The sequence below is a fragment of the Streptomyces sp. NPDC052396 genome (assembly GCF_044593195.1).
Lineage (GTDB): Bacteria > Actinomycetota > Actinomycetes > Streptomycetales > Streptomycetaceae > Streptomyces.
On sequence record NZ_JBIUAW010000004.1, the window covers coordinates 212,993 to 231,953 of the forward strand.

Consider the following 18,961-nt stretch of genomic DNA (forward strand, 5'->3'; position numbering starts at 1 on the left):
ACACACCCCAGCGCACCAAGGAGAGCAGACGTGAGCGAGCCGGCGTCCATGGCCCTGCAGCAGGAGATCGCCCGGGCACTGGAGGTCGCCGAGATCTTCGACGCCGAGCAGGAGATCGAGCGCCGGGTGGCCTTCCTCGCCGAGCGGCTGACCGCCACCGGTCTGTCCTCCCTGGTGCTGGGCATCAGCGGCGGCGTCGACTCCACCACTACCGGCCGGCTGTGCCAGCTGGCGGTGGAGCGGGCCCGGGCCGCCGGGCATGAGGCGCGGTTCTATGCGATGCGGCTGCCCTACGGGGTCCAGGCCGACGAGCACGACGCCCAGCTGGCCCTCTCCTTCATCCGGGCCGACGACCTGCTGACCGTGGACATCAAGCCCGCGAGCGACGCCGCGCTCCAGGCTTCGCTGGCCGCCGGTGTGCGCTTCCGCGACGCCCACCACCAGGACTTCGTCCATGGCAACATCAAGGCCCGGCAGCGCATGATCGCCCAGTATGCGGTGGCCGGCGCGTACAACGGCCTGGTCGTCGGCACCGACCACGCCGCCGAGGCGGTCTCCGGCTTCTTCACCAAGTTCGGCGACGGCGCCGCCGACCTGGTCCCGCTGACCGGCCTGACCAAGCGCCGGGTGCGCGCCGTCGCGGAGGCCCTGGGCGCGCCCGCCGAGCTGGTGTGGAAGACCCCGACGGCCGACCTGGAGACCCTGGACCCGGGCAAGGCCGACGAGGACGCGCTCGGGGTCACCTATGACGACATCGACGACTTCCTGGAGGGCAAGCCGGTCGGCGAGCGGGCCTTTGAGACGATCGTCAGCCGCTACCACCGCACCGAGCACAAGCGCCGGCTGCCCATCGCCCCCTGAGGCTCCCTGTCACATCGCAGTGGATCATTCCGTCAGAGCACTGACGGAATGCGATGGGGAGGGTTTACCGGTGAACGACGAGGAATTCCTGGCGGACCGCTTTGAGTCCCACCGGAGCCACCTTCGGGCGGTGGCCTACCGGATGCTGGGCTCGGCGGCCGAGGCGGACGACGCCGTGCAGGAGGCGTGGCTGCGCCTGCAGCGCTCGGACACCGGCGAGGTGGCCAACCTGGGCGGCTGGCTGACCACCGTGGTGAGCCGGGTGTGCCTGGACATCCTGCGCTCGCGCGGCTCCCGGCGGGAGGAGCCGCTGGAGGAGTACGGGCCGGGGGCGGAAGGAGAGGCGGAGGCCGCGGCCGGCCCGGAGCAGGAGGCGCTGCTGGCCGACTCGGTCGGACTGGCCCTGATGGTGGTGCTGGACACCCTGGCCCCGGCCGAGCGGCTGGCCTTTGTGCTGCACGATTTGTTCGGAGTGCCCTTCGAGGAGATCGCCGTCGTCCTGGACCGCACCCCGGCCGCGTCCCGGCAGCTGGCCAGCCGGGCCCGGCGCCGGGTACGGGGAGCCAGTGCCCCCGAGACCGACCCGGTCCGGCGCCGTACGGTCGTCGACGCCTTCCTCACCGCCGCCCGGGGCGGTGACTTCGACGCGCTGCTGGAGGTGCTCGACCCGGATGTGGTGCTGCGCGCCGACCGGGCCGTCCCCCTGCTGAACGGCGAGGTGGAGCTGCGGGGCCGGTCCTCGGTGCTGCACGCCGTCCTGGGACGCCCCCTGGGGGCGCGTCCCGCGCTGGTGGACGGCCTGGTGCAGGCGGTCTGGGCACCGGACGGGCAGCGGCGCGGCGCGCTGCGGTTCACCATCGAGGGCGAGCGGATCACCGGCATCGAGCTGGTCGCCGATCCGGGGACGCTGGAGGGGTACCAGGTGGAGTTCCTCTAGTCCCGGGGCGCCCCGTAAGGGGCGCGGGGCGGCTGCGCTCATGCGGCTCCGCCGCGTGGGCGTGATCAGCTACGGACTACCCGCAGCCGCAGTACCGCACTGCCGGCGGAGCGCTCAGGCCGCCAACGCCGCGCAGGGCCGCGCCTCGGGCAGCCGCCCGGCGCGGTAGGCGCTGGGGGAGACGCCCATCAACGCCCGGAATTCCGCGCCCATATGGGACTGGTCGTAGTAGCCGGCCTCGCTGGCCACCCGGGCCCCGCGCGCACCGGTGACTCCGGACAGCGCGCGCCGGACCCGGGCGATCCGACCGTAGAGCCGGGGGGTGAGGCCGGTGCCCCGGGTGAACAGGGTGCGCAAGTGCCGTTCGCTGACGCCCAGTTCGCGGGCGATCTCGGGCAGGGCGCGGGGCTGGGGCGCGCCCAGGCGGCGGGTGGCCGCGTACACCAGGTCGGCGCGGTCCAGTTCGCCGGGCCGCTGCTCGGCGACATGGGCCAGCAGGGTCTGGTGCAGCCGGCGCAGCGCCGGTCCGGGGCCCAGGCGGGGCAGCTCCTCGGCCAGGCCGGCGGCTCGCGCACCCCACAACTCGTCCAGCGGGACGGCCTGGTCGGTGAGCGCGCTCAGCGGTATGCCCAGGACGGGCAGGGCCCGGCCGGGGCGGAGGCGGAGGCGTACCGCGTGCGGCACCTCCTTGGTGGGGACATAACCAGCCCTGGTGCGCGGGCCGGTGACCACCAGGCGGCCGGCGCAGTAGGTCAAGGCGGCCGAGCCGTCCGGCAGATGGACGATCGGGTTCCGGTCCGCGGCCCGGTGGGAGAGGATCTCGGCCCCGGCGATCCAGGGCAGCAGCGGGGCCGGGACCGGTACTTCGACGCTCGTACTCACCCCGGCACGCTAACCCGGCACCGCGCCCGCCGTCCCGGGCCGGGGCGCAAGTGTGCCGGAACTTCCTAGTGGCCGCCGGGGGCCGCCGGGCACGGTGGGCGCATGATCCTGATTACCGGTGCCACGGGCACCATCGGCAGTGAAGTGGTACGTCAACTGGCCGCGGCCGGCGAGCCGGTGCGGGCCATGACCCGCAATCCGTCCGGCGCCTCCTTCCCGGATGGGGTGGAGGTGGTGGCGGGCGACTTCGAGGACGGCGCCTCGCTGGAACGGGCGGTGCGCGGGGCCACGGCGGTGTTCGCGCTGTCCGGCGCGGGCCCGGCGATCCCGGGCCATGACCGGGCGCTGATCGGCGCGGCCACGGCGGCCGGGGTGCGCCGGGTGGTCAAGCTCTCCTCGATCGGGATGAAGGGGGCGGAGCCGCCGTTCTGGCATGAGGCGGGTGAACAGGCCGCGCGGGAAAGCGGGTTGGGCTGGACCTTCCTGCGGCCGTCCGCGTTCGCCTCCAACGCGCTGGCGTGGGCGGCGGCGATCCGGGCCGGTGAGCCGGTGCCCGACCGTTATGGGGCCGGCCGGATGGGCGTTGTCGACCCGCGGGACATCGCCGCGGTGGCCGTCCGGGCGCTCACCTCGGACGAGCACCAGGGGCGGGCGTACACCCTCACCGGTCCCGAGCTGCTGAGCGCGGCCGACCAGGCGGCCGTGCTGAGCGAGGAGTTGGGCCGCACGGTGACCACGGCCGAGATGCCGCTGGAGACGATCCGGGAGCAGATGCTGGGCTTCCACTCGGACGCCGGATTCGCGGAGCAGATCATGGAAGGGATCAGGGAGGTGCGGGAGGGCCGGAACGCGGTGCTCACCGAGGATGTGGCGCGGGTGCTGGGACGGCCGGCGACCGGATTCGCGCAGTGGGTGCGGGACCACCGGGACGCGTTCACGGGGTAGCCGGCCTTCTTCCGGCGGCCCGGCTCTGCCGATCGGCGGGCGGTGCGGCGCCGGCTCTGCCGATCGGCCGATGGCGGGTGCGGGGGTGGCCGGGAGAGGCTGAAGTACCGCCTGGTTCAAGGGGAATCGGGCGGGTGCTGCCAGGGGGTTCCCATGTCCGTCAGATCGTCCTTCCGTACCGTGCCCGGCGTGCCCCGCTGGGCGAGCCGGGCGGCGCACCTGGCGGCGCTGACCACACTGCCGTCCGGACTCTGGCGAGTGGCCATCGCGGTGGGGATCCCGGTGGGGCTGGGCCACTCGGAACTGGTGCAGATGGACGCGCCGGGGTGGGGGTCGGTTCAGCTGGTGGGGCTGAGCCTGTTCGCCGAGGTGCTGGCCCTCCTCAGCCTGGGCCTGGTGCAGCCGTGGGGCGAAGTCTGGCCGCGCTGGCTGCCGTTGCTGCGCGGCCGGCGGGTGCCGGTGGCGGCCGCGGTGGTGCCCGCCGCGCTGGGGGCGCTGGCGGTGACGGTCTACGGGGTGCTCTTCGTCTGGACCTCCCTGCACGGAGACATGGACGTCAGCGACTGGGGGTACGGGCTGATCGTCGTGCTCTACTCGCCGATGCTGCTGTGGGGGCCGCTGCTCGGGGCGGTCACGGTGCACTACCACGCGCGCCGCACGGCCTGACGCGGGCCGTCGCACCGCCCGCCTTTTCACCGGTCGCCGGGGCCTTCGGCGGCCGGTCGGCGGCCCTTATCCTGTTGCCCACGACGGGATGCACAGGAGAGGGGGAGCCGGCGTGCAGTGGTGGTGGCTGTGGTTCGTCATCGGTCCGATCGGGGCCGTCGCGGCGTCGCTCCGGGACAACGCCAGGTCCGCGCTGAAGGTGCGGCACAAGCGCAAGCTGGAGCTGATGGAGGCCCAGCGCAAGGAGCGTGCGGAACTGGAGGCGGCGGGCAAGCCGCCGGCCCCGGTGTGCGGTTGCGGACACCACCTGGCGATCCATGACAAACAGGGCAAGTGTCATGAGGCGGTTGAGAAGCCGGTCGCCTGGGACGCCGACCGCAAGCCGGTCCGCTTCGAGCCCGGACAGTGCAACTGCCAGCAGTATGTGGGCCCGCAGCCGCTGGCCACCCTCTATGCGGAGGAGCTCACGGAGCTGGGCTGAGCCCCGGGCCCTCAGTCCTTGACGGGGTGCCCCAGCAGCATGGCCGGCGCTCCCGCCACCCGAGTGAGCACGATCACACAGGAGTTGGGCCCGGCGAGCCGCAGCTTCTTGCGCAGTTCCTCCGGCTCCACCGCCGAGCCGCGCTTCTTGATGACGGCCACCCCGACCTCGCGCTGACGCAGGATCGCCTTGAGGCGCTTGAGGTTGAAGGGGAGGACGTCGGTGATCTCATAGGCGGCGGTGTACGGGGTCGCGCGCGGCTCATCGGCGGTGATGTAGGCGATGGTCTCGTCGATCAGGCCGCCGTCCAGCTCGTCGGCCGCCTCGGCGACCAGATGGGCGCGGATCACCGCGCCATCCGGCTCATAGAGGTAGCGCCCCACCGGGCGGACCGCCGGATCCGGCAGGCCCCGGCCGGTCAGCGAGGCGCCGCCGGGGAGCAGGGTGGCCCGGCGGGCGCCCGGCTCGGTGCCGAACCACAGGACGGCCTCCTTGACGTCGCCCCCATCGGAGATCCACTCCGCCTCCGCATCCTCGGGGATGGCCTCATGGGGCACCCCGGGGGCGATCTTCAGCGCGGCGTGCGGGGCGGTACGGGCCGCGGTGACGGCCCAGGACAGCGGCGGTGAGTAAGCCTCCGGGTCGAAGATCCGGCCGCGGCCGCCGCGCCGGGCGGGGTCCACGAAGACCGCGTCATAGCCGGTGGTGTCGACCTCGGTGACATCGGCGCAGCGCACCTCGATCCGGTCGGCCAGGCCCAGCGCGTCCGCGTTGGCCCTGACCACCTCGCAGGTCAGCGGAGAGCGGTCGACCGCCAGCACCGAGACCCCGGCCCGGGCCAGCGCGATGGCGTCGCCGCCGATACCGCAGCACAGGTCGGCCAGGCGGCGCACGCCCAGCCCGGCGAAGCGCCGGGCGCGGTGGGCGGCGACCGAGGCGCGGGTGGCCTGCTCCACGCCATTGGGCGTGAAGAACATCCGGTAGGCGTCTTCGGCGCCGAACTTGGCCACCGCGCGCTGCCGCAGCCGGGCCTGCCCCAGCGCGGCGGACACCAGCTCCGGGGCGTGGGTGCGGCGCAGCCGGGTGGCGGTGGCCAGCTCCTGGGCGGGGTCATGGTCGCGCAGTTCGTCCAGGAGGGCGCGGCCCTCCTCGGTGAGCAGGGCGGTGAAGGCGGTGCGGGCGTCGTCGGGGGCGTCGTTGGGTGCGGACACGGGCTCATTCTCGCCGAGCGGGCGGCGCGGGGTGACCCGGAGCCGCCCGGGGCCCGGACTCAGCGCGGCCCCGGCCCGGCGGTGGGCGCCAGCCGCAGCCCCTCCAGCCGGCCGGCCAGCCGCCCGGTCAGCCCGGGTATGACCCGCTCCCGCCAGTGCGGCAGGGCGCCCAGCCGGTCCAGATGGGCGCGGTGGGCGTCGGCGCCGGCGAAGGCGGTGAGGGTGACAAAGACATGCTCACCGGTGCGCACCGGCAGCCGGGGGTAGGTGTTCTCGGCGTACTCGGTGCGCAGACAGAGCAGCGGGGCCGCGTCCGCCTCGGCCAGCACCGGGTGGACCTCCCGGGCGTAGAACCCGGTGAACTCCTCCAGCGCCTCGGGCGAGCCCAGCGGGTGGATCAGCGCCGTGACCAGCGAGCCGGGCGGGGCGGCCGGCGGCCGGTCCGCCACCGGAGTGACCGGGCGCAGCAGCAGGACGTCGTCGGAGTCCGCCATGGTGGCGTTGGCCGCCTCCCGGTGCGTCTGCCAGGCGGGATGGCGCTCGTAGAAGGCGGCCAGCGACTCGGCCCGGTCCGCCATGCCGGTGAAGGCGCGCAGCCAGATGAAGCGGTCCGGGTCGTCCAGGTCACGGAACCGGCCGAGCAGGCGCATTCCGGCCTCCTCCTGGGGAGTCACCAGGTGCCGTTCGAAGAGGTCGATCAGCTCGTCCCGGCGGCCGGGGCGCAGGGTGTAGCGGCGCAACTCGACGACGTTCCAGGACGGTTGGGACATGGTGGCCTCCAGGAGCCGAAGCAGGTGGGATCAGACTAGGCGGCACCACTGACAGCGCCCCGTACCGAGCGCTTTTCGAACGATTGGACAAGAATCAGTGCTGTGATCGTGTCTGCTTCTCACATATCCCGCCGCCGGGCCCGGGCGGGCGCGGCCGGTGCCGCCGCGCTGCTGTTCGCGGGGCTGCTGGCGGGCTGCTCGGGCTCCTCGGACTCGTCCGGCTCACCCAAGGCGGCGAAGAGCTCCGCCCCCGCCCGTGCCGCCGCCCCCGCCACGTCCGCGCCGCCCGACGACTCCTACCGGCGCTGGGGGCTGGACAAGCCGCTGGCCGCGCCGCCCAAGCCGCCCGCCACCCGGGTGACCGACCATGTGACGGGGGCCACGCCGCAGATCATCCGGCGGGTGCCGACCAAGGACAAGATCGTCTTCCTGACCTTCGACGACGGGGCGGAGAAGGATCCGCGGTTCATCCAGATGACCAAGGACCTCAAGCTGCCCTACACCATGTTCCTCACCGATGAGATAGCCAGGGTCGGGCGCGGCTATGGCTATTTCGAACAACTGCGCGCGCTCGGCAATGGCATCGACAACCACACCATCAGCCACCCCAACCTGCGCACGCTGAGCCCCGAGGCGCAGCAGCACGAGATATGCGGGCAGCAGGACCGGCTGGCCAAGCGGCTGGGCAAGCGGCCGGTGCTGTTCCGCCCGCCGTACGGCAACTACAACCAGGCCACCCTGACGGCGGCAGGCGGCTGCGGGATCAAGGCCATGGTGCTGTGGGAAGTGACCATGCAGATCAACGACATGCGCTACGCGGAGGGCAGTGGTCTGCACCCGGGGGACATCGTGCTGGCCCACTTCCGCGGCCCCCAGCAGCTCAAGGGCGCCTCGATGACCACCATGGTGAGCAACATGCTGCGCAGCATCCAGCGGCAGGGGTACACGGTCGCGCGGCTGGAGGACTACGTCTGAGCGATGACTGGGCCCGGGCGATGCGGGGGAGTGTGTCGGCGGCGCGCTAGGAATTGGCACTCCGCTTGACCGAGTGCTAAGCGCGTCATAGTCTCGCTCCCGTTGGCACTCTCCACCGGTGAGTGCCAAACACAGCGACGGGCAGGTCCGGCACCCGCGACGACGGATCCACCTGGTCGCCACCCTCAGACAGTTAACCCCGTGAGATCTCCGAAGGGGGAGGTCGGATCGTGACGACCACCAGCTCCAAGGTTGCCATCAAGCCGCTCGAGGACCGCATTGTGGTCCAGCCGCTGGACGCCGAGCAGACCACGGCCTCCGGCCTGGTCATTCCGGACACCGCCAAGGAGAAGCCCCAGGAGGGCGTTGTCCTGGCTGTCGGCCCGGGCCGCTTCGAGAACGGCGAGCGCCTCCCGCTCGACGTCAAGGTCGGCGACGTCGTGCTCTACAGCAAGTACGGCGGCACCGAGGTGAAGTACAGCGGCGAGGAGTACCTCGTCCTCTCGGCTCGCGACGTGCTCGCGATCATCGAGAAGTAATTCACCCCAGGCTTTCGATACTTCGAAGCTGCGCTGCGCCCCGGGTACCCGCGTAACAAACCGCCGGGCGCCCGGGGCGCAGTTTCATTAGACACGGCGAAGGACACCCACCCCATGGCCAAGATCCTGAAGTTCGACGAGGACGCCCGTCGCGCCCTTGAGCGCGGCGTCAACAAGCTTGCCGACACCGTGAAGGTGACGATCGGCCCCAAGGGCCGCAATGTCGTCATCGACAAGAAGTTCGGCGCCCCCACCATCACCAACGACGGCGTCACCATCGCGCGCGAGGTCGAGCTGGAGGACTCGTACGAGAACCTGGGCGCCCAGCTCGTCAAGGAGGTGGCGACCAAGACCAACGACATCGCGGGTGACGGCACCACCACCGCCACGGTGCTGGCCCAGGCGCTGGTCCGTGAGGGTCTGCGCAACGTCGCCGCCGGCGCTTCCCCGGCCTCCCTGAAGAAGGGCATCGACGCCGCGGTCAAGGCTGTCTCCGAGGACCTGCTGGCCACCGCCCGTCCCATCGAGGACAAGTCCGACATCGCCGCCGTGGCCGCGCTCTCCGCGCAGGACCAGCAGGTCGGCGAGCTGATCGCCGAGGCGATGGACAAGGTCGGCAAGGACGGTGTCATCACCGTCGAGGAGTCCAACACCTTCGGTCTGGAGCTGGACTTCACCGAGGGCATGGCCTTCGACAAGGGCTACCTCTCGCCGTACATGGTCACCGACCAGGAGCGTATGGAGGCCGTCCTCGACGACCCGTACATCCTGATCCACCAGGGCAAGATCTCCTCCATCACCGAGCTGCTGCCGCTGCTGGAGAAGATCATCCAGGCCGGTGGCTCCAAGCCGCTGCTGATCATCGCCGAGGATGTCGAGGGCGAGGCGCTCTCCACCCTGGTGGTCAACAAGATCCGCGGCACCTTCAACGCGGTGGCCGTCAAGGCCCCGGGCTTCGGTGACCGCCGCAAGGCGATGCTGGGCGACATGGCCACCCTCACCGGTGCCACCGTGATCGCCGAGGAGGTCGGCCTCAAGCTCGACCAGGCCGGCCTGGACGTGCTGGGCACCGCCCGTCGCGTGACCGTCACCAAGGACGACACCACCATCGTCGACGGCGGCGGCAACTCCGCGGACGTCACCGGCCGGGTCGCCCAGATCAAGGCCGAGATCGAGACCACCGACTCCGACTGGGACCGCGAGAAGCTGCAGGAGCGCCTGGCCAAGCTGGCCGGCGGCGTCTGCGTCATCCGCGTCGGCGCGGCCACCGAGGTCGAGCTCAAGGAGCGCAAGCACCGTCTGGAGGACGCCATCTCCGCGACCCGCGCCGCGGTCGAGGAGGGCATCGTCTCCGGTGGTGGCTCCGCCCTGGTGCACGCCGCCAAGGTGCTGGCCGACAACCTGGGCAAGGACGGCGACGAGGCCACCGGTGTCGCCGTGGTCCGCCGCGCCGTGGTCGAGCCGCTGCGCTGGATCGCCGAGAACGCCGGCCTGGAGGGCTATGTCATCACCTCCAAGGTCGCCGAGCTGGAGAAGGGCCAGGGCTTCAACGCCGCCACCGGCGAGTACGGCGACCTGGTGAAGGCCGGCGTCATCGACCCGGTCAAGGTCACCCGCTCCGCCCTGGAGAACGCCGCCTCCATCGCCTCCCTGCTGCTCACGACCGAGACCCTGGTCGTCGAGAAGAAGGAAGAGGAGCCCGCCGAGGCCGGCCACGGCCACGGTCACTCCCACTGACGCGCGTTCGTCAACGCACCGAGGCCCGGCCCCCGTTGGGGGCCGGGCCTCGGCCGTACGCGCCAACGGCCTCAGTTGGGGCCGTACTTGCGGCCGGTGGTCGAGGACACCCGGCCCAGCGCCCCGCGCGGCACCAGCTTGGACAGCCCGGTCAGCGCCTTGTAGCGCGGGTCCGGGACGGACAGCGACTTGCCGCGGGCCAGGTCCCGCAGCGCCGCGTCCACCAGCCGGTCCGCGTCCAGCCACATCCAGCCGGGGATGTTGTCCGTCCCCATCCCGGCCCGCTGGTGGAACTCGGTGCGGACAAAGCCCGGGCACAGCGCCATCAGCCGCACCCCGCTGCCCGCCAGATCCCGCGCGGCACCCTGGGTGAACTGCACCACCCACGCCTTGCTGGCCCCGTACGTCCCGCGCGGCACAAAGGCCGCGACCGAGGCCACATTGACCACTCCGCCGCGCCGCCGCTCCCGCATCCCGCGGGCCGCCGCCATGGTCAGCCGCAGCACCGCCTCGCAGTGCACCCGGAGCATGGTCAGCTCATCGGCCACCGGGACCTCCAGAAAGCGGCCCTTGTTGCCGAAGCCGGCATTGTTGACCAGCAGGTCCACCGGGCGCTTGCGGTCCGAGAGCCGGGCCTCCACGGCGGCGATCCCCTCCTCCTGGGAGAGGTCCGCCCGCAGCACCTCGGCCTCCACCCGGTGCCGGTCGTGGAGTTCGGTGGCGTGCTCGTGCAGCCGCTTCTCGTCCCGGGCGACCAGAATGAGGTCATGCCCGTCGGCGGCGAGCCGCCGTGCGAAGGCCGCGCCGATGCCGGCCGTCGCGCCCGTGATCAGTGCAGTGGTCATGCCGGAACGTTAGTGCCCGCGAGGGCCCCGTGGTCGCGGCGGTTTCAGCCTTCTACGGAACGCTGACCCGCCCGGTGCGCCAGCGCCTTCTGCCGGAGCTCGGGGTGCAGCCCGTCCCCGGCCGCCAGAACGCGGGGCAGCAGGGCCCGTTCGGTGGTCGATGCCCGGAAGGCGAAGGAGATGCTGACCTCGTGCTCGGGCCGGTGCACCACGGTCACGGGATCACCCGCACGGACCTCTCCCGGCTCGATGACCCGCAAGTACGCGCCGGGCGCGGCGGCTTGGGTGAACCGCTTGATCCAGCCCGACTCCTTCAGCCAGTCGGCGAAGGTCCGGCAGGGGATGCGCGGCGAGGTGACCTCCAGCAGCAGCCGCTCACCGATCCGCCAACGCTCCCCGATCCGGGCGCCATTGACATCCACCCCGGTGGTGGTGAGGTTCTCCCCGAAGGAGCCCGGCGGCAGGATGCGCCCCAACTCCCGCTCCCAGAAGTCCAGGTCCTCCCGGGCGAAGGCGTACACCGCCTGGTCGTCACCGCCGTGGTGGCGCCGCAGGACCACGGAGTCACCGGCGAGTCCGCTGCCCGCGACGCCCTTGGGGCCCGGGGCGGCCACCGCGACCGGCCCGGCGACCGGGCGCTTGTCGATACCGGTGGCCAGACCGCCGGTGAACTCGCCGGGGTGGCCCGGGCGGTCGTCCACCGTGGCGGCGGAGCCGAGGTTGACGGAGAGGATGCGCATAACCGAAGGGTAGGCGGGCGTAACTCAAAGCGTCCACGATTTATCGCCCATCGACCCCAAGTGGCACTTATGCTTGAGTCATGATCGAGGCTCGTCATCTGAGGGTGCTGCGCGCGGTGGCCGCCAGCGGTTCGTTCTCCGCCGCCGCCCGGGAACTGGGCTGCACCCAGCCCGCGGTCAGCCAGCAGATGAAGGCCCTGGAGCAGTCCACCGGCACCCCGCTGCTGATCCGCACCGGCCGGGAGATGCGGCTGACCGAGGCGGGCCAGGCCCTGGTGCGGCACGCGGCCGGGATCCTGGCCGGGCTGACCGCCGCCGAGGAGGAGATCGCCGCCATCGCCGGGCTGCGGGCGGGCCGGGTGCGGCTGGTGTCCTTCCCCAGCGGCAGCTCGACCCTGGTGCCCGGCGCGCTGGCGCAGATGCGGGCCGAGCACCCCGGCACCCGGGTCTCCCTGGTGGAGGCCGAGCCGCCGCGCTCGGTGGAGATGCTGCGCTCCGGTGACTGCGAGATCGCGCTGGCCTTCCGCTACCCCGAGGTGCGCGGTGCCGACCCGGCCGGCGCGGAGTGGGAGGACCTGGTGGTCCGGCCGCTGCTCACCGACCGCCTGATCGGCGTGGTCCCGGAGCGGCACCCGCTGGCCGGGACGGAGCGGATCGGCATAGCGGAGCTGGCCGGAGAGCCCTGGATCGCCGGCTGCCCGCGCTGCCGCCGGCACCTGGTGGAGGTGTGTGAGAACGCCGGCTTCACCCCGCGCATCGACTTCGCCACCGATGACTACCCGGCGGTGTTCGGGCTGGTGGGCGCGGGTCTGGGCGTGGCCGTGATGCCGGAGCTGGCGCTGGAGTCGGTACGGCCCAAGGGGATCCGGACGGTGGCCGTGGAGCCGCTGGTGCAGCGCGAGATCGTGGCCCTGACGCTGCCGGACCTGGCGCGGGTGCCGGCGGTCGGGGCCATGCTGGACCAGCTGGCGACGGCAGCCGGGCGCTGAGCGCCCGTCCGGGCCGGCCGGTTTGCAGAAACGTTTTGTCAGAAGGGGGCGGCGGGGTCAGGCACTGATGGTTCCGGCCGCCGAGATGGGTCGGTGCCGGGCCCGCCCCATCAGCTCCTCGCGCTCGTCCTCGGTGAGTCCGCCCCACACTCCATACGGTTCGCGGACCGCCAGAGCATGCGCCGCGCACTCCGCGCGTACCGGGCACCGCATGCACACTTCCTTCGCCGAAGTCTCGCGCGCACTGCGCGCCGCCCCGCGCTCGCCTTCGGGGTGGAAGAACAGCGAGCTGTCGACGCCCCGGCAGGCCGCCAGCAGCTGCCAGTCCCACAGGTCGGCGTTGGGGCCGGGAAGGCGGGAGAAATCTGCCATTGCTAGTCCCCTCGATACGAACTCGTTGATGCGAACCGTCAGGTGATCTGTTGCCGCGATCTGTTGCCGTATGAGCAGAAAATATGACTCATTTGCGAATCTAGCGGCAGTCTCCGGGAAATGCGAAGAAAAACGGGTCCAAGCAGGCAAACGGTGCATGACTCGAACGATGTGGCGAGCGCCCCTGGTGCGCCCTGCTCCGTGTCCGCACCCTCACGTAGAGTGCCGAACATGGCCGACCAAGCCCGTAACTCTTTCGGGTGACCGTCGTTGAGAGTGCGGAGGCGGTTGGTGATCGCAGCGGCCGGCGGATGCCCGAGGCGGTCCGCGCTCGCCAATCGCGCAGGTGACGATCAGTACCAGCCTGGAGGCTCAAGGTGACGCGCATCAGCTGCGGAGGACGGCCATGACTTCCGTCCTCGTCTGCGACGACTCCCCGCTTGCCCGAGAAGCGCTCCGCCGTGCGGTGGCGACCGTGCCCGGTGTCGAGCGTGTGACGACGGCGGCCAACGGCGAGGAAGTCCTCCGCCGCTGGGGCGCCGATCGTTCGGATCTCATTCTCATGGACGTACGCATGCCCGGCCTGGGTGGCGTGGAGACGGTCCGCCGGCTGCTCTCCGCGGACCCCGGCGCCCGCATCATCATGCTCACAGTGGCCGAGGACCTGGACGGGGTGGCCCTGGCGGTCGCCGCCGGAGCCCGTGGCTATCTGCACAAGGACGCCTCGCGCGCCGAGCTGCGGGCCACCGTGACCCAGGCGCTGGCCGACCCGACCTGGCGGCTGGCCCCCCGGCGGCTGCGGTCGGCGGAGATGGGCGCGGCGCCCACCCTCACCGCGCGCGAGATCCAGGTGCTGGAGGGCATGAGCCACGGCCGCTCCAACGCCGAGATCGGCCGTGAGCTCTTCCTCTCCGAGGACACCGTCAAGACCCACGCCCGGCGGCTGTTCAAAAAACTCGGAGCTTCCGACCGGGCCCACGCCGTGGCGCTCGGCTTCCGCTGGGGCCTGGTCCGCTAGGCGCCGTGACGTGCGGTGCTGTGGGGGATTGACGCACCCCGCTCGCCCTGGGGCGGGCGGGGCGGTGTGCCGTCGCTTCCCGGCCCGCTGCACGTTTCCCGCGCGCTGCCGCATCCTTGAGCTATGGAGTTCCTCGGGGACGGCTCGGTCGGGCGTGATGGGAGGGCGCGGGAGATGACTGCCGGCGCACCCGCTCAAGACGTGACGGTGCACAACCACGGACGCGATGCCGCGGACGCTCCGGCGCCAAGGCACCATGGACCGATGCGCGAGAACGACGAGGCGAGTCCCCCGGTGGCCGCCGGCCCCGGGGAGATCGGTGCCCTTGTCACCCGCGCCGTGGAGGGTGACCGCCAGGCCACTCATGACCTGCTCGCCCTGGTGCACCCGCTGGCGCTGCGCTACTGCCGCACCAGGCTGTCCCGGCTGCCGGGTGACGCCCGGCACTTTGTGGACGACCTCGCCCAGGAGGTCTGCCTGGCCGTGCTGTGCGCCCTGCCGCGCTACCGGGACACCGGGCGGCCCTTCGAGGCATTCGTGGTGGCCATCGCCGCGCACAAGGTCGCCGACCTGCAGCGCGCCGCCATGCGCCACCCGGGGAGCACCGCCGTGCCCTCCGACGAGATGCCCGAGCAGCCGGACGACTCCCTGGGCCCCGAGGAGCGGGCGCTGCTCAGCAGCGATGCCGAGTGGGCCAAGAAGCTCCTGGCCAGCCTGCCGGAGAACCAGCGGGAGCTGGTGCTGCTCAGGGTCGCGGTGGGGCTGACCGCCGAGGAGACCGGACAGATGCTGGGGATGTCGCCGGGGGCGGTAAGGGTCGCCCAGCACCGGGCGCTGAGCAGGCTGCGGGCGCTCGCAGAGCAGTGAGGGCATCCGCCGCCGACCGCTGCTCGTAGAAAACTCCAAGTGATGCGGGCCTCAGTGCTGGTGGAATGGGCCACCTTCGGGCGGCCGTTAGCATGGGAGTCCTCGCTGAGGCAAGGGGCTCCCCGGGGTGTCCTCCGGCCCGCAATACCGCGTCTGGGAAGGTGTCATGGCTGACAACATCGACGGAATGCCCGAGAAGTTCGCGATGCTCGGTCTGACATACGACGACGTCCTGCTGCTGCCGGGCGCCTCGGAGGTCCTGCCGAACGCGGTGGACACCTCCTCGCGAGTCTCGCGCAACGTCCGGGTGAACATCCCGCTGCTCTCCGCGGCGATGGACAAGGTCACCGAGGCGCGGATGGCGATCGCCATGGCCCGCCAGGGCGGCGCCGGCGTGCTGCACCGCAACCTCTCCATCGAGGACCAGGCCAACCAGGTCGACCTGGTCAAGCGCTCCGAGTCCGGCATGGTCTCGGACCCGATCACGGTCCGTCCGGACGCCACCCTGGCCGAGGCGGACGCGCTGTGCGCCCGCTTCCGTATCAGCGGTGTGCCGGTCACCGACGAGGCGGGCAAGCTGCTGGGCATCGTCACCAACCGCGACATGGCCTTCGAGACCGACCGCAACCGTGCGGTGCGCGCGGTGATGACCCCGATGCCGCTGGTCACCGGCAAGGTCGGCATCTCCGGCGCGGACGCCATGGAGCTGCTCCGCCGCCACAAGATCGAGAAGCTGCCGCTGGTGGACGACTCCGGTGTGCTCAAGGGCCTGATCACGGTCAAGGACTTCGTCAAGGCCGAGCAGTACCCCAACGCCGCCAAGGACGCCGGCGGCCGGCTGATCGTCGGTGCCGCGGTGGGCGTCGGCGACGAGGCCTATGAGCGGGCCCAGGCGCTGGTCGAGGCCGGGGCGGACTTCCTGGTGGTGGACAGCGCCCATGGCCACAGCCGGGGCATCCTGGACATGATCGCCAAGGTGAAGTCCAACATCAACGTGGATGTGGTGGGCGGCAATGTCGCCACCCGGGACGGCGCCCAGGCGCTGATCGACGCGGGTGTGGACGGCGTCAAGGTGGGCGTGGGCCCGGGCTCGATCTGCACCACCCGGGTGGTGGCCGGCATCGGCGTGCCCCAGGTCACCGCGATCTACGAGGCCGCGCAGGCCTGCCACGCGGCGGGCGTGCCGCTGATCGGCGACGGCGGCCTGCAGTACTCCGGCGACATCGCCAAGGCCATCGCGGCCGGTGCCGACACCGTGATGCTGGGCTCGCTGCTGGCCGGCTGTGAGGAGTCGCCGGGCGAGATGGTCTTTATCAACGGCAAGCAGTTCAAGTCCTACCGGGGCATGGGTTCGCTGGGCGCCATGCAGTCGCGCGGCCAGGCCCGTTCGTTCTCCAAGGACCGCTACTTCCAGGACAACGTCCTCTCCGAGGACAAGCTGGTGCCCGAGGGCATCGAGGGCCAGGTGCCCTACCGCGGCCCGCTGGCCTCGGTCGCCCACCAGCTCATCGGCGGTCTGCGGGCCTCCATGGGCTATGTGGGATCCGCCAATGTCCAGGAGCTCAAGGACAAGGGCCGCTTTGTACGGATCACCACCGCGGGGCTCAAGGAGAGCCACCCGCACGACATCCAGATGACGGTGGAAGCGCCGAACTACTCCCGCCGGTAGCAGCCACGCGTTCAGCCGAAGCCCGCGACCGACCGGCCGCGGGCTTCGGCGCGTCGGGGATACTGGAACGGCAGACGTGAAAAGAAGGGCCACAACGTGACTGAGATCGAGATCGGGCGCGGCAAGCGCGGCCGCCGGGCATACGCGTTCGACGACATCGCCGTCGTCCCGAGCCGCCGTACCCGCGACCCCAAGGAGGTCTCGATCGCCTGGCAGATCGACGCCTACCGCTTCGAGCTGCCGTTCCTGGCGGCCCCCATGGACTCCGTGGTCTCCCCGGAGACCGCCATCCGCATCGGCGAGCTGGGCGGCCTGGGCGTGCTCAACCTCGAGGGCCTGTGGACCCGCTACGAGGACCCCGAGCCGCTGCTGGCCGAGATCGCCGAGCTGGACGAGCGCACCGCCACCAAGCGCCTGCAGGAGATCTACGCCGCTCCGATCAAGGAAGAGCTGATCGGGCAGCGCATCAAGGAGGTGCGTGACTCCGGTGTGGTGACCGCCGCCGCGCTCTCCCCGCAGCGCACCGCGCAGTTCTCCAAGGCCGTGGTGGACGCGGGCGTGGACATCTTCGTCATCCGGGGCACCACTGTCTCCGCCGAGCATGTCTCCGGCGCCGCCGAGCCGCTGAACCTCAAGCAGTTCATCTATGAGCTGGACGTCCCGGTGATCGTCGGCGGCTGTGCCACCTACACCGCCGCCCTGCACCTGATGCGCACCGGCGCGGCCGGTGTGCTGGTGGGCTTCGGCGGCGGCGCCGCGCACACCACCCGCAATGTCCTGGGCATCCAGGTGCCGATGGCCACCGCGGTGGCCGATGTGGCCGCGGCCCGCCGTGACTACATGGACGAGTCCGGCGGCCGCTATGTCCATGTCATCGCCGACGGCGGCGTGGGCTGGTCCGGCGACCTGCCCAAGGCCATCGCCTGCGGTGCCGACGCCGTGATGATGGGCTCCCCGCTGGCCCGCGCCACCGACGCTCCGGGCCGCGGCCACCACTGGGGCATGGAGGCCGTCCACGAGGACGTGCCGCGCGGCAAGCGGATGAACCTGGGTGTGGTGGGCTCCACCGAGGAGATCCTGCTCGGCCCCTCGCACACCCCGGACGGTTCCATGAACTTCTTCGGCGCGCTGCGCCGGGCCATGGCCACCACCGGCTACAGCGAGCTCAAGGAGTTCCAGCGGGTCGAGGTGACGGTCGCGCCGTCCGCACACGACAAGCGCTGACGCTCCGTCGGTGAAGGGCCCGGCCGCACCGGCCGGGCCCTTCGCATGTCCACGGGTCCCGTCAACTCCGTATAAAGGTTCGGCGATAGGGAATACTGGCGACTTATGGCGCAAAGTAAGTCGTTCAGCGGCAGGGACATGGGCATCGACCTCGGCACCGCCAACACGCTGGTGTATGTGCGCGGCAAGGGAGTGGTGCTCAACGAGCCCTCGGTGGTGGCCGTCAACGCCGATGACGGCAGTGTGCTCTCGGTCGGTTCCGAGGCGAAGGAGACCATTGGACGCACCCCGTCCAACATCGTGGCCGTCCGTCCGCTGCGGGACGGCGTCATAGCCGACTTCGAGATAGCCGAGCGGATGCTGCGGCACTTCATCAAGAAGGTCACCGGCAACCGCCGGCTGACCCGGCCGCGGGTGGTCATCTGCGTTCCCTCGGGCATCACCGGGGTGGAGCGCCGCGCGGTCATCGAGGCCGCCTCCCAGGCCGGCGCCCGGGCGGTGCACCTGGTGGAGGAGCCCATGGCGGCGGCGATCGGCGCCGGGCTGCCGGTCAGCGAGCCCACCGGCTGCATGGTGGTGGACATCGGCGGCGGCACCACCGAGGTCGCGGTGACCTCGCTGGGCGGCATTGTCACCGCCCGCTCGGTGCGCACCGCGGGTGATGCCATGGACGCGGCGATCATCTCCTATGTGAAGAAGAAGTACGCGTTGGCCATCGGTGAACGCACCGCCGAGGACATCAAGTTGAGCATTGGCTCCGCCTCGCCCACCGTCCGCTGGTCGGCCGTCGAGGATTCCGCCGACTCCGAGCGGACCCAGGGTCTGGCCCCCGCCGAGCGCTACACCATCCGGGGCCGCGACCAGGTCAGCGGGCTGCCCAAGACGCTGGAGCTGACGGCCGATGAGATCCGGCACGCGCTGACCGAGCCGGTGGACGCGATTGTGATGGCCGTCCGGCAGACCCTGGACGAGACCCCGCCGGAGCTCTCCGGCGACATCATGGACCGGGGCATTGTGCTCACCGGCGGCGGCGCCCTGCTGCGCGGCCTGGATGTGCGGCTGAGCCAGGAGCTGGACATTCCGGTGCTGATCGCCGATGACCCGCTGGACTGTGTGGCGGTGGGCACCGGCCGCTGTGTGGAGGACTTCGCCTCGCTGCGGACGCTGCTGGACGCCCAGCCGCGGCTGCCGATGAGCGGGCGACTGTAGGGCCAGGTCTTCCCGGCTCCTGCG

At 71.6% G+C, this 18,961-nt stretch carries 20 protein-coding genes; 14 read left to right on the forward strand and 6 right to left on the reverse strand.

The genetic code is table 11. From position 1 onward, the window contains the following. Positions 1-30: 30 nt before the first annotated feature. Complete coding sequence (gene nadE / locus ACIHFE_RS12345; RefSeq protein WP_400105790.1) at positions 31-861, forward strand: ammonia-dependent NAD(+) synthetase; 831 nt, start codon at positions 31-33, stop codon at positions 859-861. Positions 862-931: 70 nt separating this feature from the next. Further along, entirely contained in the window at positions 932-1,798 is an 867-nt protein-coding gene (locus tag ACIHFE_RS12350; protein ID WP_400105791.1) for a sigma-70 family RNA polymerase sigma factor, read from the forward strand. Between the two features lie 114 nt (positions 1,799-1,912). On the opposite strand, the gene ACIHFE_RS12355 is transcribed toward ACIHFE_RS12350, so the two are convergent. Beyond that, the gene (locus ACIHFE_RS12355) at positions 1,913-2,680 is read right to left on the reverse strand and encodes a helix-turn-helix domain-containing protein (RefSeq protein ID WP_400105792.1); all 768 of its coding nucleotides are present in this window, start codon (positions 2,678-2,680) and stop codon (positions 1,913-1,915) included. Between the two features lie 102 nt (positions 2,681-2,782). Between ACIHFE_RS12355 and ACIHFE_RS12360 the strand changes: the two genes are divergently transcribed. The 3 genes from ACIHFE_RS12360 (at position 2,783) to ACIHFE_RS12370 (ending at position 4,772) form a co-directional block, all read left to right on the forward strand. Then, entirely contained in the window at positions 2,783-3,625 is an 843-nt protein-coding gene (locus ACIHFE_RS12360; RefSeq protein ID WP_400105793.1) for an NAD(P)H-binding protein, read from the forward strand. A gap of 153 nt (positions 3,626-3,778) precedes the next feature. Continuing rightward, on the forward strand, positions 3,779-4,291 hold the full coding sequence (locus ACIHFE_RS12365) for a hypothetical protein (protein WP_400105794.1): 513 nt from the start codon (positions 3,779-3,781) through the stop codon (positions 4,289-4,291). Positions 4,292-4,403: 112 nt separating this feature from the next. Further along, positions 4,404-4,772 (forward strand): hypothetical protein, encoded by a 369-nt coding sequence (locus tag ACIHFE_RS12370; RefSeq protein ID WP_400105795.1) that lies wholly within the window; start codon positions 4,404-4,406, stop codon positions 4,770-4,772. An 11-nt stretch (positions 4,773-4,783) separates the two neighbouring features. Here the strand turns inward: ACIHFE_RS12370 and ACIHFE_RS12375 are convergent, their stop codons facing one another. Next, positions 4,784-5,983: a methyltransferase domain-containing protein gene (locus ACIHFE_RS12375; protein WP_400105796.1), complete on the reverse strand. Its 1,200-nt coding sequence runs from the start codon at positions 5,981-5,983 to the stop codon at positions 4,784-4,786. Between the two features lie 59 nt (positions 5,984-6,042). Further along, positions 6,043-6,753 (reverse strand): NIPSNAP family protein, encoded by a 711-nt coding sequence (locus tag ACIHFE_RS12380; RefSeq protein ID WP_400105797.1) that lies wholly within the window; start codon positions 6,751-6,753, stop codon positions 6,043-6,045. A 108-nt stretch (positions 6,754-6,861) separates the two neighbouring features. Here ACIHFE_RS12380 and ACIHFE_RS12385 point away from each other — a divergent pair, with 108 nt between their 5' ends. The 3 genes from ACIHFE_RS12385 to groL all read left to right on the forward strand — a co-directional run bounded on the left by ACIHFE_RS12385 (position 6,862) and on the right by groL (position 10,004). Then, positions 6,862-7,728 carry a polysaccharide deacetylase family protein gene (locus ACIHFE_RS12385; RefSeq protein ID WP_400105798.1) on the forward strand — a complete coding sequence of 289 codons (867 nt, stop codon included), beginning with the start codon at positions 6,862-6,864 and terminating at the stop codon, positions 7,726-7,728. Between the two features lie 230 nt (positions 7,729-7,958). Continuing rightward, entirely contained in the window at positions 7,959-8,267 is a 309-nt protein-coding gene (gene groES / locus ACIHFE_RS12390; protein ID WP_400105799.1) for a co-chaperone GroES, read from the forward strand. A 114-nt stretch (positions 8,268-8,381) separates the two neighbouring features. Further along, the gene (groL, locus tag ACIHFE_RS12395) at positions 8,382-10,004 is read left to right on the forward strand and encodes a chaperonin GroEL (protein WP_400105800.1); all 1,623 of its coding nucleotides are present in this window, start codon (positions 8,382-8,384) and stop codon (positions 10,002-10,004) included. Between the two features lie 71 nt (positions 10,005-10,075). On the opposite strand, the gene ACIHFE_RS12400 is transcribed toward groL, so the two are convergent. Continuing rightward, a complete protein-coding gene (locus ACIHFE_RS12400) occupies positions 10,076-10,849 on the reverse strand; it encodes an SDR family NAD(P)-dependent oxidoreductase (protein ID WP_400105801.1) in 774 nt (257 codons plus the stop codon). A 44-nt stretch (positions 10,850-10,893) separates the two neighbouring features. Then, positions 10,894-11,589 carry an MOSC domain-containing protein gene (locus ACIHFE_RS12405; protein WP_400105802.1) on the reverse strand — a complete coding sequence of 232 codons (696 nt, stop codon included), beginning with the start codon at positions 11,587-11,589 and terminating at the stop codon, positions 10,894-10,896. A gap of 80 nt (positions 11,590-11,669) precedes the next feature. On the opposite strand from ACIHFE_RS12405, the gene ACIHFE_RS12410 reads away from it, so the two are divergent. After that, entirely contained in the window at positions 11,670-12,578 is a 909-nt protein-coding gene (locus ACIHFE_RS12410; RefSeq protein ID WP_400105803.1) for a LysR family transcriptional regulator, read from the forward strand. A gap of 57 nt (positions 12,579-12,635) precedes the next feature. Here the strand turns inward: ACIHFE_RS12410 and ACIHFE_RS12415 are convergent, their stop codons facing one another. Beyond that, a complete protein-coding gene (locus ACIHFE_RS12415; RefSeq protein ID WP_400105804.1) occupies positions 12,636-12,950 on the reverse strand; it encodes a WhiB family transcriptional regulator in 315 nt (104 codons plus the stop codon). Between the two features lie 406 nt (positions 12,951-13,356). Between ACIHFE_RS12415 and ACIHFE_RS12420 the strand changes: the two genes are divergently transcribed. The 5 genes from ACIHFE_RS12420 to ACIHFE_RS12440 all read left to right on the forward strand — a co-directional run bounded on the left by ACIHFE_RS12420 (position 13,357) and on the right by ACIHFE_RS12440 (position 18,937). Continuing rightward, entirely contained in the window at positions 13,357-13,968 is a 612-nt protein-coding gene (locus ACIHFE_RS12420; RefSeq protein WP_003948568.1) for a response regulator transcription factor, read from the forward strand. Between the two features lie 264 nt (positions 13,969-14,232). Then, complete coding sequence (locus ACIHFE_RS12425; protein WP_400105805.1) at positions 14,233-14,835, forward strand: sigma-70 family RNA polymerase sigma factor; 603 nt, start codon at positions 14,233-14,235, stop codon at positions 14,833-14,835. Positions 14,836-15,001: 166 nt separating this feature from the next. Beyond that, on the forward strand, positions 15,002-16,504 hold the full coding sequence (gene guaB, locus ACIHFE_RS12430) for an IMP dehydrogenase (RefSeq protein WP_400105806.1): 1,503 nt from the start codon (positions 15,002-15,004) through the stop codon (positions 16,502-16,504). A gap of 96 nt (positions 16,505-16,600) precedes the next feature. Further along, positions 16,601-17,728: a GuaB3 family IMP dehydrogenase-related protein gene (locus ACIHFE_RS12435; protein ID WP_400105807.1), complete on the forward strand. Its 1,128-nt coding sequence runs from the start codon at positions 16,601-16,603 to the stop codon at positions 17,726-17,728. Positions 17,729-17,833: 105 nt separating this feature from the next. After that, a complete protein-coding gene (locus ACIHFE_RS12440; RefSeq protein ID WP_400105808.1) occupies positions 17,834-18,937 on the forward strand; it encodes a rod shape-determining protein in 1,104 nt (367 codons plus the stop codon). The last annotated feature ends 24 nt before the right edge of the window (positions 18,938-18,961 follow it).

What these genes read in the sequence shown, in the direction of transcription:
- ACIHFE_RS12360 (WP_400105793.1), top strand. Translation starts at nt 2,783, where the DNA reads ATGATCCTGATTACCGGTGCCACGGGCACCATCGGCAGTGAAGTGGTA.
- ACIHFE_RS12365 (WP_400105794.1), top strand. Translation starts at nt 3,779, where the DNA reads ATGTCCGTCAGATCGTCCTTCCGTACCGTGCCCGGCGTGCCCCGCTGG.
- ACIHFE_RS12380 (WP_400105797.1), bottom strand. Translation starts at nt 6,753, where the DNA reads ATGTCCCAACCGTCCTGGAACGTCGTCGAGTTGCGCCGCTACACCCTG.
- groL (WP_400105800.1), top strand. Translation starts at nt 8,382, where the DNA reads ATGGCCAAGATCCTGAAGTTCGACGAGGACGCCCGTCGCGCCCTTGAG.
- ACIHFE_RS12400 (WP_400105801.1), bottom strand. Translation starts at nt 10,849, where the DNA reads ATGACCACTGCACTGATCACGGGCGCGACGGCCGGCATCGGCGCGGCC.
- ACIHFE_RS12405 (WP_400105802.1), bottom strand. Translation starts at nt 11,589, where the DNA reads ATGCGCATCCTCTCCGTCAACCTCGGCTCCGCCGCCACGGTGGACGAC.
- ACIHFE_RS12410 (WP_400105803.1), top strand. Translation starts at nt 11,670, where the DNA reads ATGATCGAGGCTCGTCATCTGAGGGTGCTGCGCGCGGTGGCCGCCAGC.
- ACIHFE_RS12415 (WP_400105804.1), bottom strand. Translation starts at nt 12,950, where the DNA reads ATGGCAGATTTCTCCCGCCTTCCCGGCCCCAACGCCGACCTGTGGGAC.
- ACIHFE_RS12420 (WP_003948568.1), top strand. Translation starts at nt 13,357, where the DNA reads ATGACTTCCGTCCTCGTCTGCGACGACTCCCCGCTTGCCCGAGAAGCG.
- ACIHFE_RS12425 (WP_400105805.1), top strand. Translation starts at nt 14,233, where the DNA reads ATGCGCGAGAACGACGAGGCGAGTCCCCCGGTGGCCGCCGGCCCCGGG.
- guaB (WP_400105806.1), top strand. Translation starts at nt 15,002, where the DNA reads ATGGCTGACAACATCGACGGAATGCCCGAGAAGTTCGCGATGCTCGGT.
- ACIHFE_RS12440 (WP_400105808.1), top strand. Translation starts at nt 17,834, where the DNA reads ATGGCGCAAAGTAAGTCGTTCAGCGGCAGGGACATGGGCATCGACCTC.